The organism is Paenibacillus sp. FSL K6-2393 (assembly GCF_038002545.1).
Lineage (GTDB): Bacteria > Bacillota > Bacilli > Paenibacillales > Paenibacillaceae > Paenibacillus.
Map to the genome: position 1 here is coordinate 5,004,700 of NZ_JBBOCU010000001.1, position 14,647 is coordinate 5,019,346.

A 14,647-nucleotide genomic window follows, 5' to 3' on the forward strand; every position below is an offset into this window, starting at 1 on the left:
ACCTCTGTATTTATAAGACGGTGTGCTTGTGCATAACTTATAACCCTTTTAGCACACGTTAGATAAACCCATGTTTATGACAGTACCTATTTTTGTTGTACCCACACCGACAAATTCAAATCATATGGCTGTGTCAGGAATTTCTGGCTCTGTTTACCCGCATCTTTTGATGTTCCTTTGAGCAGCAGATTAATCATTTTCGGGAAATAAGCCTGTCTTCTGTGGCCAGCCCCTAATTATAAGGAGGCAACAATCCATGGATGTACGCGAAACAGACTTGCCGGGAATCGGCAAAAAATTTCAGATTGAAACAAGCAGCGGTGATAAAATTGTCATTATTATTCACGATGACGGTCGCCGGGAAATGTACCACTTCGAGTATGACGATCCCGATCAAAGCATCTCGATGATCACACTTGACGATTATGAAGCACGACAGATTGCTGCTATTGTTGGCGGATTAACTTACAAACCAAAGCAGCTTGAAAATATTGAAGTAACGTTTGACGACCTGATTATCGAGTGGTACAAAATCGAACCATCCTTCGGATGTATCGGCAAATCCATCGGTGAATTGGACGTACGTCAAAACTCTGGGGCAACGGTTATCGCCGTTGTAGAGAAAAATCACAAAAAACATATCAGCCCAGGTCCGGAGGTAGTTATCAGTGCAGAATCCACGGTGGTAGCCGTTGGCGAACGCAATCAGCAGAAACTGTTTAAATCCCTCCTCCTGACTGGAAGGGGGTAAATAGATGGATCATTTGATATTCGAAGTAGGTCTGGCCCTTGTGCTCATTGCGGCAGCCGGCCTTTTATCGGCAAAACTAAGATTTTCGGTCGTTCCGTTTTATATTCTGATCGGGATGGCCGTTGGGCCACATGCCATGAAAATCTGGCATCTGGACTTCCGTTTTATTGAGAGTCAGCCTTTTATTGAATTTATGGGTCGGATCGGTATCCTGTTCCTTCTCTTCTACCTTGGACTTGAATTCTCGGTAGGTCGTTTAATTAAATCGGGTCGCTCTATTGCAGTTGGCGGCTCGATCTACATCGGCATTAACTTTACGCTGGGATTAATATTTGGTTTTATGTCCGGTTTCCCAGTTGCAGAAGCACTTATTATCGCAGGTATAACTACCATCTCTTCCAGTGCCATTGTGGCCAAGGTACTCGTCGATTTGAAACGAACGGCCAACCCGGAAACAGAGATGATATTGGGTATTATTATGTTCGAAGATGTATTCCTCGCTGTATATATCTCGATCTTGTCCGGACTTGTGCTTAGTGATTCATCCTCCATCGGAGGCGTCATCATGTCCGCACTTATTGCCCTCGGATTCATGCTTATCGTGATTATCCTTGGACGCAAAGCAACACCGCTACTAAACAAATTGCTTAAAATCCGATCGAATGAGTTATTCTCTCTCGTAGTATTCGGAGCCTTGTTCCTGGTAGCCGGTTTCTCAGAAACCATTCATGTTGCCGAAGCGATCGGTGCATTACTGGTTGGACTGGTGCTTGCTGAAACAGAACACGCGAAACGGATTGAGCACTTGATTCTGCCGTTCCGTGACTTCTTCGGAGCCATCTTCTTCTTCAGCTTTGGATTGTCCATTGATCCATTGTCTCTGGGTGGCGAAGCCGTATGGTTAGCTCTGATTGCAGTTGTTATTACATTGTTCGGTAACTTCCTGGCAGGTATGATGGCCGGACGCAGTGCAGGACTATCGCCCAAAGCATCGGCCAATATTGGATTAACCATTGTGTCACGGGGTGAATTCTCCATCATCTTGGCCAACATGGGTAAAGCAGGAGGACTGCTGCCAATGATTCAACCGTTTGCCGCACTGTATGTCCTAATTCTGGCCATTCTGGGTCCTTTATTAACCAAAGAGTCCAAACATGTATTCCGTTTATTGGATAAAATATTCAAGTTCAAAGATCCTCGGAAAAAGAAAGAAGAACCAAAGGTTCTGCAGAAAGAAGGATAATCCCTATGTCTGTACAGAACAGACATACTAACGTACTTCGCGGCTCTTACGCCGATCTTTCTGTGACTAACCCAGGGAGAATGGCTCGAAAGCCGCACTAAGGAGGATGACCTATGAAAGCACCTCTGATATCGGCTAATCCGGTGCCAAACACCGCCAAGACCAGAATCTCGTCAACCCGCCGCTGGTTAAACCTGTTGCTTGTGATTGTTGGTGGAATTCTGGCCTCCGTGGGACTTGAATTGTTCTTACACCCCAATAAGATCATTATTGGAGGCATTACAGGCATTTCCTCCCTGTTCGCCCACTGGACCGAAATGAGAATTGGATTATTCCTATTTTTATTCAATGTTCCGTTTATATTTCTGTCCTACAAGATTGTGCAGAAGAAATTTGTACTGGTTACTGTTCTGGGTCTGGTTGTCTTTTCGATCGGTGCCATTGTGCTTCATCCCATGCCGCCACTTGTAGAGCATCCGCTGGCTGCCGCCATGTTTGGCGGATTATGCCTCGGACTCGGAATTGGGCTCGTCGTGCGGTATGGTGGGACACTGGATACGCTGGAAATCGGTGATCCGTCTTCCCGCCCACCTGAACGTGTATTTAGCGGAAAACGGATGCTTATCGAAAAAATAATCATGCTGCTTAACTTGTTGATACTGACAGCCGCTGGTGTTGTCTTTGGCTGGGACCAAGCGATGTATTCCGTAATCGCCTACCTTATTGCTTATGAAATGGTGTACATTGCGTTCAGGGGTTTCTCTTCCAAACGCAAAGTATGCATTTTGACCACACAAAGCTCTCAAGTTGAAAAAGCTGTACGCAAACGGCTGCGCCGTGAACCTGGAACGCTGGAAGCCACTTCTGACTCAACACAACTCGCGATGGCTGAAGGATGGATCAGGCAGATCCCGGGTGCACTTTATTATGAGGTACATGTGCTGGAGATGATCTGGTTGAAGTCCATTGTTCGTCACATTGATCCACATGCGGGCATTATGACGAATCCGGAAAAATAAAAAAACGCTCTCTTACCCTATGGATGAACAGTTTTGTTCAACAAGGTCAGAGAGCGTTTTTTTCTGTTTTTATAATTAATTGATATTATAGTTCAACGATAGCTTTGACTACATGTGAATCTGGCAATAACCATTGGTCTATTGCAGTAGGTAACTCATCAAATTCCACTCGGTGTGTGATATACCCATCCATACTTAATTTCTTTTGACGCAAGGTGGACAGGACCTGTTCAAAATCTTCACGGGTTGCGTTCCGACTGCCCAGGATACTCATTTCCCGCTTGTGAAACTCAGGATCATGAAAGGTAATATCCGCTTTCACCAGTCCTACAAAAATGAGTTGACCACTATGCGCAACATATTGAATGGCCTCATTCATGGAATTCACGTTACCTGTTGCATCGAAGACAGCCGTAGCATAGTCGCCCCCCGTGATTTCAGCCACTTGTTGTACAGTATGTTCATTAGCCTGGACCAGGTCATCGGCTCCAGCCCAAGTCCGGCTAAGCTCAAGTCTGTCCAGATTACGATCAACAGCGATAACACGCGCCCCCGCCTGTTTGGCAAATGCCATCACGCCCAATCCAATAGGGCCAGCTCCAATCACAACCACATGCTCACCAGGTTTAATTCCTGCTCTTCTGACGGCATGGGCTCCAATGCTTAATGGTTCTACCATTGCCGTCTCATCCAGCGTCAAACCTTCTGCTGAGAGTAAATGTGAGACAGGCACGCTGATTTTTTCTCTCATGCCTCCGTCTACGTGCACACCCATGACTTGCATGGACGCACAACAATTGGTTTTTCCACTGCGACATGCAATACAGTGACCACAATGAAGATAGGGAATAATACTTACCTGATCCCCTGGCTGTAGCCCTACATCGTTCGGACCGATCTCTTCAATAACAGCCGCCAGTTCATGACCCAGAACACGAGGATAGGTAAAGAATGGTTGGTTGCCTTTGTATGCATGCAGATCCGTTCCACAGATCCCAATCCGCCGAATGGCAACCAACGCCTCTCCTTCTGCTCGTTCCGGTTGAGGCAGGTCCTGGAGCTTCAATTGATCTATTTCTTCACATACAATGGCTCTCATCGTTGTTCCCCCTTGGATGCTTTCGCTGTCGTGTTGCTTGGCTTAATATTATATTCGGGTCGTCCGCTTGACCACGTCTCGTTATGCAATGGAGCCAGAATGCGCAGCACTTCATCCAGCAGGCTCTGATCCAACGGTTCCTCTATCCAGACTGCATTATTGAGGATATTGCGCTGGCTGGCACTGCTCACCAGTGTTGTTGGAATTCGTTCATTCGACGTGGAGAATTGCACGGCCAGCTTGGCAATGTCACTACCTTGTTCTGCACAGAAGCGGGCTGCCTTCAGGCAGAGCTCTTTCACCCGATCATCTGCCGGATGCCAGGCAGGAGCACCTCGGGTACTCAACAAGCCCATAGAAAGAGGCGAAGCATTGACGAGGCCAATTTCTTTTTTTTCCAACAAGGGCAATAACGATAATAATGAGGTATCATTCAATGAATAATGACAATACGAGATGATCGCATCCGCATCGATCTGCGGCAGAACCTTCTCGAACAACGGTAAGGGCAATCCACAAATGCCCGCATGTCGTATAACTCCCTGCTCTTTCAGTCGCAGCAACGTTGGAAAGGCTTCTTCTACGATGATCTCTGCTGGCACAAATTCAATATCATGCAGGAACAGAATGTCGATATAGTCTGTATGCAGTCGATCCAGGCTCTCTTGCACGCTATCCAGAATCCGCTGACGTGAAAAATCAAACTCATTTTCCCCGTACCGTCCGGCTTTGGTTGATAACATATATGAACTGCGCGGCAAGCTGCGGATGGCTTCACCCAACACTGTCTCCGCCTTTGTCAGGCCGTAGTAAGGTGAAACGTCTATGTAATTCATCCCCGCATCTACTGCCGCATGTACAGTGCGAATCCCTTCGTCCCGGTCAATGTCACGAAATACAGAACCGAGTGAGGATGCTCCAAAGCTCAATACAGGTACGTCCAGTTCCGTCTTGCCAAGTATTCTTCTCTTCATCGGTTTACCCCTTCCAGCGTGTCTGACTACACAAGTTCCCTTTCATTGTAACAGTTCAATTTCAATATAAAATATCGCCAATTGCGTAACTTGTACTGTTTGATGACCTCAATCCGCAGAAACAAATCAAAAAGCCCGCCGTCTCTCCAAACGGAGTAGTCAGCGGGCTTGGTTTCATAAATTTTCATAGATACTTATCTAACGATCAGCATTTATGGGAGTAGTATTCAAATAATCAGGATTAGTTCTGCATTACGAAATCTTCATGCACGGAATTCTCTTCGTCGAACATGCGCACAATCTCGTATCGGGTGTTACGTTGTGCCGGAATATAACCGGACTCCCGAATCAAACGCAGAATGGATTCAATGTTAACTTTATATGTTGCACCAGCAGCAGATACAACGTTCTCTTCGATCATCGTACTACCGAAGTCATTACAGCCAAATTCAAGCGACTTCTTACCAATCTCCGGACCCATGGTTACCCATGAGGATTGGATGTTCTTGATATTATCCAGCACCAGTCGGCTGATGGCTACAGTCTTCAAGTATTCTTCCGGAGTCTGGCGCTCCAGCTTAAGGTTTGTATTGTCTGGCTGGAAAGTCCAAGGAATGAACGCCAGGAAACCTTCGGAATCATACTTGTTGGCAATACATTCGTCCTGAGCTTCACGTACGCGGAGCAAGTGCAATGCACGCTCTTCCATCGATTCACCAAGGCCGATAACCATCGTTGCCGTGGTGTTCATGCCGATGCGGTGTGCAGTTTGCATAACGTCCATCCAATCCCGCCATGAGCCTTTCAAGCGGCTGATCTTCCGACGTGTGCGGTCATCCAGAATTTCAGCACCGCCGCCAGGCAAGGAATCCAGACCAGCTTCGTGAATGGCACGTACAACCTCTTCCAATGTAAGGCCATCGGATACTTCAACCATTTTCATAATCTCCGCTGGGGAGAAAGAGTGCATCGTGATATTTGGGAAACGCTCTTTGATGGCTTTCAACAGGTCTGTATAATAGCTGAAAGGCAAGTTTGGATTCGTTCCACCTTGCATCAAAATCTCGGTACCATTCACATCTTCCGTTTCCTGAATCTTCTGGAAAATAACTTCGTCCGGAAGCACATAACCTTCATCCGAACCAGGTCTCCGGTAGAAAGCACAAAAACGGCAGTACACATCACACACGTTTGTGTAGTTGACGTTACGCCCAATTACAAATGTTCTGTATGGTTCAGGGTGCATGCGTTTCATAATAACATTAGCAGCTGCCCCGATTTTGTCCACTTCATTCGATTCAAATAGCTCAATCGTGTCTTCCAAGTCCAAACGTTCGCCCCGAAGGGCTTTATCTAAGATACGGTCTACCGTACTCATCGTAAAAAAGCCTCCCTCATGAAGAGAAATTATATAACGATCCGTCCCAACTTGTTCAAGAGAAGCAAGTTCTGGTGGCAACATCGTATTTCTGTACTCCACATATCGTAACACAGGTTACATGTGAAAAAAAGCACCTTATGTACAGGTGCTTTAAAAATAAGTAAAAATTTTTACATATGGAATGGAATTTATTCGAGATTAAGTGATACGCATCGGCGTATTCGGTCATCCACTTTTATTAGGATTCCTGAAGTGCTTGCTCCAAATCTACAATGAGATCTTCGATATCTTCCAGACCTACAGAGAAGCGCAGCAACCCATCTGTAATGCCACGGTCACGGCGAACCTCAGCTGGCATTGCCGCATGAGACATCATGGCTGGGTAGGATAGAATACTCTCCACAGCTCCCAAGCTTACAGCAACAATAGGTAGCTTCACCCGGTTAAGAACTGCTTTTGCGCGATCGCCTGAACCGACGTCAAATGAAACGACAGCTCCATATCCTGTGGACTGGCGCTCATGTGCCTCACGGCCCGGATGATCCTCCAGTCCAGGATAAAAGACAGCGGTAATATCACTACGCTCATTAAGCCATGCCGCAAGTTTAGCTGTGCTCCGTTCACTATGAGCCATGCGAGCCCCCAAGGTTTTCATCCCGCGCATCAGAAGCCAGGATTCTTGTGCCCCGAGTACAGTTCCAAGTCCATTTTGTAACTGTTTCAGTTGTACGCCAAGTGATTCCGTACGAGCAACGGCTAACCCTGCCAGTACATCACTATGACCTCCGAGAAACTTCGTAGCACTATGTACGACGATGTCCACACCAAGCTCAATTGGACGCTGATAGTACGGAGTCATAAAGGTGTTATCCAGAATCGTGATCAGGTCATGTTCCTTCGACCAGTCAGTTACGGCAGCGATATCCGTAATTCGCAGTGTAGGGTTGGACGGTGTTTCCATATAAACTGCCTTGGTGTTTGGCTTGAGTGCCGCTTTTACTTCATCAATGTTGGTCATGTCTACAAAGGTTGTCTCGATCTGCATACGGCTTAATATGGAAGTAAGCAAACGATACGTACCTCCATATACGTCTTCCGTTACAATCATGTGATCCCCTGCGGAGAACATCATGAACACGCTTGAAATCGCAGCCATCCCCGAAGAATAGGCAAAGCCTCGTGCACCGCCCTCCAGCAATGTGATGTAATCTTCCAAAGCCTGACGTGTCGGATTACCCGAACGACTGTAATCATGCTGAGGCGGATTGAAGATATCAAAATGATGGAAGGTTGATGCTTGGTAGATCGGTACACTGGATGCTCCAGTCGTTTTGTCAATTTCATCTCCAAAATGGAGCAATTTGGTATCAAATTTCAACTCGGAATTAGGCTTGTTATTGGACTCACTCATGAGTGCACGCCTCCTTCCACTTCCTGTTGTGCAGCTGTCAGCGCATTGCCGAGATCTGCAATCAGATCATCCGCATGTTCAATGCCTACGGAGAACCGGAGCAAACGGTCATCCACACCCACGGCGTCACGAATCTCAAGCGGAATATCCGCATGCGTTTGTACCGCTGGGTAGGTCATGAGTGATTCGACTCCGCCGAGACTTTCGGCAAAAGCAATGAGTTTGATATGACGCAGCAATGGTTCAACATAACGTGCATCCTTCACTTTGAAAGAGAAGATACCTGTGTTACCCGTGGATTGTTTGTTCTGTATCTCATACCCCGGATGATCGGATAGACCTGGATGATATACTTCAACCACCGCTGGGTGCTCAAGCAAGTATTTAGCAATAGTAAGTGCATTGTGCTCATGACGCTCCATGCGAAGAGCCAGCGTTTTCATACCTTTCATCAACTGGTAGGAGTCACTTGGAGACAATACCGCTCCAATGGAATTATGCAGGAACGCCATCTCTGCAGATAACGCTTCACCTTTGGTAATAATTAGTCCGGCCAACACATCATTGTGTCCGCCCAGATATTTGGTAGCGCTATGAATGATGATATCGGCACCCAGTTCAATCGGACGTTGGAAAAATGGAGTCAGCAACGTGTTGTCAACAATAGTCAACAGGTTGTAACTTTTCGCCCAGGAAGCAACGGCTTCCACATCGGTGATCATCATCAGTGGATTGGTTGGTGTCTCAATAAATACAGCTTTTGTATTCGGCTGACGAACCTTCTCCAGTGCTGCAAGGTCATTCGTGTCCACATAACTTGCCGTTACGCCGAAACGGGACAGAATACGTTCCAGCAGACGATAGGTTCCACCATACAGATCCAGCGATACAATCAGATGATCCCCTTGACCAAACATGGCAAAAATCGTTTGCAGCGCGGCCATTCCCGAGCTACAGGCAAACCCTGCATCACCAGACTCCAGCGCTGCGGCCGCTTCTTCCAATACTTTACGGGTTGGATTAGTCGTACGAATATAATCAAACCCCGTGCTTTGTCCAAGCTTCGGGTGGCGAAACGCAGTGGATTGATAGATCGGAAAGTTAATGGCGCCTGTTACCGGTTCATTGATGGACCCAATTTGTGCTAAGCGGCTTTCGATTTTCAACTTGTTGTTGTCTTCCATTGCTGCATCCTCCTGTAATCTCGATTAGATTTGCGGGCCAATATCGTAAGGTGTTTCTTGATACACATAGTAATTGAGCCAGTTAGAGAATAATAAGTTGGCATGAGCGCGCCAAGTAGCCGGTGGCACACGGGAAGGATCATCATTCGGATAATAATGTCTAGGCAATGCGATATCCAACCCTTTGGCTGCATCCCGGTCATACTCCCACTTTAATGAGAACGGGTCATACTCGGCATGTCCTGTGGCAAAAATCTGTTTGCCGTCTTTGGTAGCAACCAGGAAGATCCCCGCTTCCTCGGATTCAGCCAAAATCTCTAAATTCTCATTCTTTTCAATATCTTCGCGTCTCACTTCCGTATGACGGGAATGTGGAACGTTGAATACTTCATCGAATCCACGCAACAACGGAACATGTGGTTTATTGATGGTATGCGGGAAAACGCCAAAACACTTTTCATCCAGTGCAACCTTGGGTACGTCAAAATGATGGTATAAACCTGCCTGGGAAGCCCAACATATGTGGAGGGTTGAAGTCACATTGGTTTTGGTCCATTCAAAGATCTCTTGGATTTCATTCCAATAGTTCACGTCTTCGAAATCCATCTGTTCCACCGGAGCACCCGTAATAATCATTCCATCGAAACGGCGGTTCTCAATCTCATCAAAGGTTTTATAGAACAGATCCAAATACTCCTGAGACGTATTCTTCGACGTATGGGATTTGGGATGTACGAGAACAACATCTACCTGAATAGGCGTGTTTCCCACCAGACGAAGCAATTGTGTTTCGGTCGTTTCCTTTGTGGGCATCAGGTTTAATATAGCGATACGGAGTGGACGAATATCCTGCTGATATGCAGAAGTTTCATCCATGACGAAGATATTCTCTCCTTCAAGTACTTCTTTTGCTGGTAGAGTATCGGGTATTTTGATTGGCATAGTAAGTCTAACTCCTCCTTTTGCATAGATAGATGCAGCCACCCCTGGCTTGATGTCTTCACATCAATACAGGTATAGACTGCCTTGAGCTTGTAAAAACATTGAATTACTCTTTCATCCAACGTTACAAACAACCTCAAGTTCCTTAGCGAAAATCACTGCTGAGAAGTCGGGGCATATAACAAAGACCTTCCTCGGATTTCGAGAAAGGTCATATGTAAAAAAGATATGCGCCTCTCTCATCTCTCAGTTACAACAGTGCCACTTGACACTTAGTCGCTGCAAGAATTAGCACCGTGCGGTATACCGCCGGTTGCCGGGTTTCATCGGGCCAGTCCCTCCACCTACTCTTGATAAGATTTCGCTGTATTAGATTGTAATTAAATATGGTTCACCGTCTACTTTATTACATTAATGCCCTCACGTCAAGATGCAGTTCGATGTCTGCTTCCCAGATCGGAACCGTTCATCATCCGTTGTCATACACTGCCTCAGGGCGCGAAATAGACACATTTTTGCGCTTGAAAGCACCTTGTACCAGCGGTATACTAAACAAGGTGTTATAAACCCTTATGTGAGAGGTGACATATTAAATGGATGGCGACCCGAGGCCTGACTGGCAGCCGAATTCCGACAAACTGCATAGAGAATTGACATCAGCATGCCGGCAGCGGGACGTGACTTCCGTTTGATTATATAATGAACGCAGCCCTGATCTCCAGGCTCCGCTGCCGACCGGCTGATTTGTTCTTTTTGCGCCCATAATGATAATATCCGCCAAGTTGGCGGGTGCAGAAGGAGTAGATTAACGATGAAAATCCGGTTGGTAAACAACGGTGTATTTATTCCGGTGGACGACATTCAGCAGGCGCTGACTCCACCAGCGGAAGGATTTTACTGGATTGATGCAGACGTAGACGATTTGGCGGTACTTCAGCCGCTGTTCTTGATGCATGATCTGGCTGTGGAAGACTGTCTCAGTGACGAAGAACAACGTCCGAAGATTGAAATTTATGAGAACCATTATTTTATTGTGATTAATAGTATCCGTTTCGATGATGAAGAGATATTTCTACGTGCGGTGAACTTATTCCTCGGCAGACATTTCATTATTAGTGTTACGAAGCAAAAGGTCAGCGAATTGCGCACACTGAAACCAATCCTGTGGGAACAGGAAATCAGTACACCGGATCGCCTGCTGTATTTGCTGGTTGACTTGATTGTTGATAATTATTTCACCGTAGGTGACCGAATTGAAGCACGGATTGAGAAGCTTGAGGAAGACATTCTGATGCACACCAAAAAGTCACATCTGAATGAAATTATCGGGCTACGCAGTGAGATTCTGTGGCTCAAGAAAGTGCTCGGACCTCAGAAAGAGGTCATTAACACCCTGAACAAAAAAGATCTGCGTCTCATTGATGATCAACTGCAAAAGTATTTCAGTGACATCTATGAGAATGCTGTAAAAATATCTGAAACCTTTGAGACTTATCGCGACCTGATGGGCAACTTGCGAGAAGCCTACCAATCCAGTATTGCGAACCGGGCGAATGAGATCATGCGTGTATTTACCGCCATTACCACGGTCTTCATGCCGCTGACGGTCATTACCGGTATATACGGCATGAACTTTACGAATATGCCAGAGCTTAACTGGAAATACAGCTATTTTGTTGTGATTGGTCTGATGGTTACACTGGGCCTGAGCATGTTCTTCATTTTCCGCAAGAAAGACTGGGTATGAACTCGTATGAAATAACAAAGACGAAGCGCTCCTCCGGGAGAAACGCCTCGTCTTTTTTCATTTCTGATCATTAACCAACATTCTTCTCTGTCTCTGCGTGCCGACGAAAACGGATTCGAATCATGCGCAGTCTTTCATAGACCTGCTCCAGACTTCCTCCATCGGGTTTCTCTCCTCCATACACCTTATGTAATACTGGCTTCAGGAACGTATCTCCCAGCTCCTCATACGCACTCCATACGGCCTCTTGTTCGTTCTCTGGCATCACTGCCAGCTCCACATCAAGAAGACAATCGGTGTCATAACCTTCGTGATCCAGTGCCTCTAACAGCTCAACCAACTCGCGTCGGGATAATCCGGATCGATTAACAATCTCCTCTAACGTATACCCTTCCTTCATGCCTTCAAGCACCTGCTTACGCGTGGTGAACTTATCAAGTTCCTGCTTGTACTTTTGCTCTCTCTGCCTGTATAACCAACTCTCATACTCTTTTTCCTTCAGCGCCGTGTATACCCAGTCCAGCGGGAATGTCGTTGAACGCTCCAACCCGTTTGTAATCTCCATCCATTCCGTACCATACTCAGTTGCTTTGCTCTCTCCTACGCCCGGCAGTTGCATCAGTTCATCCAGCGATTGCGGAACAAAGGCACTGATCAAACGCAGCAGACGATTCGTTGCAATAAAATACGGTGCCTTCCGGTCAGACACAGCTCTCTTCCTGCGCCATGTGCACAGATCCGTATATAATTGTTCATTGCCGTATAACTCACTGTAACAATGGAGCCGCTGTCCACCATAACTGCGTGACTTCAGATCATCATTCTCATGAAATAACCCCTGCAACTGCGGTCGGTACCCCTCACTCATCTGTATGGCAAGCTGATGACGGTAAATATGAAGCAGCTCCTCCCAAGAAGTCCCTTCATACCAGATGCTGTCCTCACGCTCTCCTTCCTCGTAGCGACTCCATCCCAGCTGCCAACTATCTTCCTCTTCCCCAATCCATAACTGTGCATACTCTGCATTCTGATCTGACATTCTGGACAATCTGTTCATGAAAATGACTTCCATTTTCGTTCCCTCCCTTTGAATATTCAGCTTATACGAGTTAGAGATACTACCTACAGGCAGCACAAAAAAAACACCCCTCCTGCAAAATCCATGCAAGAGAGGTGCTTCCTCATTAACCGTACTATGCTGTTGCCCATATCATACCACAATGGTAAAATTCGTCAATCCCTTATTGCTCTACTTATTCAATGCCAATTTGGCAAGCGCCAGCGAACCACACAGCCCTGCATTGTCGCCAAGTCCTGGTGAGACAACATACTGGTCAATCTCGGATTGAAGTGCCGGATGCTGAACGTATCCAGCCAACAACTCCTGCAGTTTGCTACGCACCATCGGGAAGAGATGCTCCTGCTTCATTACTCCGCCACCCATGACGATTTTCTGCGGAGAGAGAATCAGAACATAGTTCATCAGTGCATGTGCCAGGTAATGCGCTTCGATCTCCCAAGCTTTATGATCTGCCGGCAGTTCATAAGCCGGTTGCTCCCAACGTTTGTTAATGGCCGGGCCTGCTGCAAGACCTTCAAGGCAGTCACCATGATACGGACAGAAACCTTCGTATGTATCCTCCGGATGTCTGCGTACAATGATATGTCCCATCTCTGGATGTGACAATCCATGGACCATTTTACCGCCAACCACAGCACCTGCACCAATACCTGTACCCACAGTGATATACAGACAGCTCTCAAGACCTTGTGCAGCACCCCAGGTTGCTTCTCCAAGTGCCGCACCATTCACATCCGTATCAAATGTCATCGGTACATCAAAATGCTCCTTGAGCTTGCCAATCACGTTATACTGTCCCCAATGTGGTTTTGGTGTTGTTGTGATATAGCCATATGTTGGGCTTCCTTCAATCGGATCAATCGGACCAAATGAACCTACACCCAAAGCTTCAATGCCTTTGCCTTCAAAAAATGAAATCACTTGAGCCATGGTCTCTTCCGGTGTTGTTGTTGGAAAACTTACACGTTCCAAAACTTCTCCGTTTTCTGTGCCAATACCACATACAAATTTGGTTCCGCCTGCTTCAATTGCGCCTAAGATCGTCATGTTAGTCACACTCCCAAGTTAGTTTAAAAAAGGAATTCGGATTATTTTACTTGATGACACTATAATTACCCTGCTACTTGTTCTCCAGCTTGGACAATCGTTTCATTAACGTTTGCCTCCAGCTGTCTGACAGTGCAGGAATGGCCAGCAACGCCTGGATACCATCGACATTTTCTTTCCCCTGATGCATAATTCGATTGGCTTCAAGAACCGTCATTGATGCAGGATCGGTGCTGATCCGTCGAAATATCGATGAAGGCCCTACCTCACCTTCTTGCAGTACACGAAAGTAAAAGCCGGTATATCCGCTCTCCTGAAAATAAACAGGCAGCTCCTTATAATCATACCTCGCACCCAGCTTGAAGCAAGGTTGTCTGGGCTGACTGACCTGCACTGTGGCTTCGCCCAACTCGTACACATCACCAATCCTGACGTCTTCTTCGGCACAGCCTTCAACCGTCAGATTTTCTCCACAAGCTCCCCAGTTCAGCTTGCGATCCATCAGTTGTTCCAGCGCCGGATAACGACTGTAATCGTATACACAAACGGCTTTGTCAGGGCCGCCATGATGCACCAGATCCGCCTGCGCGTCCCCTGTCATTCCAGTGAATGACAGGAAAACCGCGTCGGATATAGGATGTTTCACAATGCCGCTCAGCACTTCACGCTTCTGCCCAGGGAGCGGCTGCGGCAGTCCTACATTAATGGCCAGAACAGCTGTATTGCCCTCCTCTGGCTTTCGATCAGATGTGAGTGTCATTTGGCATC

Annotated in this window: 13 protein-coding genes and 1 riboswitch; of the genes, 4 read left to right on the top strand and 9 right to left on the bottom strand. The window is 46.7% G+C overall.

Annotated features, from left to right (window positions below):
• The first annotated feature begins 256 nt into the window (after positions 1-256).
• The 3 genes from MHI14_RS22025 (at position 257) to MHI14_RS22035 (ending at position 3,013) form a co-directional block, all read left to right on the top strand.
• Positions 257-751, top strand: a complete 495-nt coding sequence (locus MHI14_RS22025; RefSeq protein ID WP_091032736.1) for a cation:proton antiporter regulatory subunit — start codon at positions 257-259, stop codon at positions 749-751.
• Positions 752-755: 4 nt separating this feature from the next.
• Positions 756-1,994 carry a cation:proton antiporter gene (locus tag MHI14_RS22030; RefSeq protein ID WP_076289901.1) on the top strand — a complete coding sequence of 413 codons (1,239 nt, stop codon included), beginning with the start codon at positions 756-758 and terminating at the stop codon, positions 1,992-1,994.
• Positions 1,995-2,107: 113 nt separating this feature from the next.
• Positions 2,108-3,013: a YitT family protein gene (locus tag MHI14_RS22035; RefSeq protein ID WP_091032738.1), complete on the top strand. Its 906-nt coding sequence runs from the start codon at positions 2,108-2,110 to the stop codon at positions 3,011-3,013.
• A gap of 85 nt (positions 3,014-3,098) precedes the next feature.
• On the opposite strand, the gene MHI14_RS22040 is transcribed toward MHI14_RS22035, so the two are convergent.
• From MHI14_RS22040 to metA, 6 genes are all read right to left on the bottom strand, one after another.
• Complete coding sequence (locus tag MHI14_RS22040; RefSeq protein ID WP_341131199.1) at positions 3,099-4,112, bottom strand: zinc-binding alcohol dehydrogenase family protein; 1,014 nt, start codon at positions 4,110-4,112, stop codon at positions 3,099-3,101.
• Complete coding sequence (locus tag MHI14_RS22045) at positions 4,109-5,086, bottom strand: aldo/keto reductase (RefSeq protein ID WP_091032743.1); 978 nt, start codon at positions 5,084-5,086, stop codon at positions 4,109-4,111. Before MHI14_RS22045 ends, MHI14_RS22040 begins: the two co-directional genes overlap by 4 nt.
• A gap of 241 nt (positions 5,087-5,327) precedes the next feature.
• Positions 5,328-6,464 carry a cyclic dehypoxanthinyl futalosine synthase gene (mqnC, locus tag MHI14_RS22050; protein ID WP_091035048.1) on the bottom strand — a complete coding sequence of 379 codons (1,137 nt, stop codon included), beginning with the start codon at positions 6,462-6,464 and terminating at the stop codon, positions 5,328-5,330.
• Between the two features lie 241 nt (positions 6,465-6,705).
• Positions 6,706-7,878, bottom strand: coding sequence for a trans-sulfuration enzyme family protein (locus MHI14_RS22055; RefSeq protein ID WP_036669808.1), 1,173 nt, complete (start codon positions 7,876-7,878; stop codon positions 6,706-6,708).
• Complete coding sequence (locus tag MHI14_RS22060; protein ID WP_091032745.1) at positions 7,875-9,062, bottom strand: PLP-dependent transferase; 1,188 nt, start codon at positions 9,060-9,062, stop codon at positions 7,875-7,877. The genes MHI14_RS22055 and MHI14_RS22060 overlap by 4 nt, the downstream gene beginning before the upstream one ends.
• 24 nt (positions 9,063-9,086) lie before the next feature.
• Positions 9,087-10,004: a homoserine O-acetyltransferase MetA gene (gene metA / locus MHI14_RS22065; RefSeq protein WP_341131200.1), complete on the bottom strand. Its 918-nt coding sequence runs from the start codon at positions 10,002-10,004 to the stop codon at positions 9,087-9,089.
• 236 nt (positions 10,005-10,240) lie between these two features.
• A riboswitch (SAM riboswitch) is annotated at positions 10,241-10,364 on the bottom strand.
• Between the two features lie 451 nt (positions 10,365-10,815).
• On the opposite strand from metA, the gene corA reads away from it, so the two are divergent.
• Positions 10,816-11,751, top strand: a complete 936-nt coding sequence (gene corA / locus MHI14_RS22070) for a magnesium/cobalt transporter CorA (protein ID WP_062833460.1) — start codon at positions 10,816-10,818, stop codon at positions 11,749-11,751.
• Between the two features lie 70 nt (positions 11,752-11,821).
• Here corA and MHI14_RS22075 read toward each other — a convergent pair whose 3' ends face one another.
• The 3 genes from MHI14_RS22075 to MHI14_RS22085 all read right to left on the bottom strand — a co-directional run bounded on the left by MHI14_RS22075 (position 11,822) and on the right by MHI14_RS22085 (position 14,639).
• Positions 11,822-12,823 (bottom strand): HRDC domain-containing protein, encoded by a 1,002-nt coding sequence (locus MHI14_RS22075; protein WP_341131201.1) that lies wholly within the window; start codon positions 12,821-12,823, stop codon positions 11,822-11,824.
• A 177-nt stretch (positions 12,824-13,000) separates the two neighbouring features.
• The gene (locus MHI14_RS22080; protein ID WP_017689617.1) at positions 13,001-13,879 is read right to left on the bottom strand and encodes an ROK family protein; all 879 of its coding nucleotides are present in this window, start codon (positions 13,877-13,879) and stop codon (positions 13,001-13,003) included.
• Between the two features lie 73 nt (positions 13,880-13,952).
• A complete protein-coding gene (locus tag MHI14_RS22085) occupies positions 13,953-14,639 on the bottom strand; it encodes an MOSC domain-containing protein (RefSeq protein ID WP_249911265.1) in 687 nt (228 codons plus the stop codon).
• Positions 14,640-14,647 lie beyond the last annotated feature (8 nt).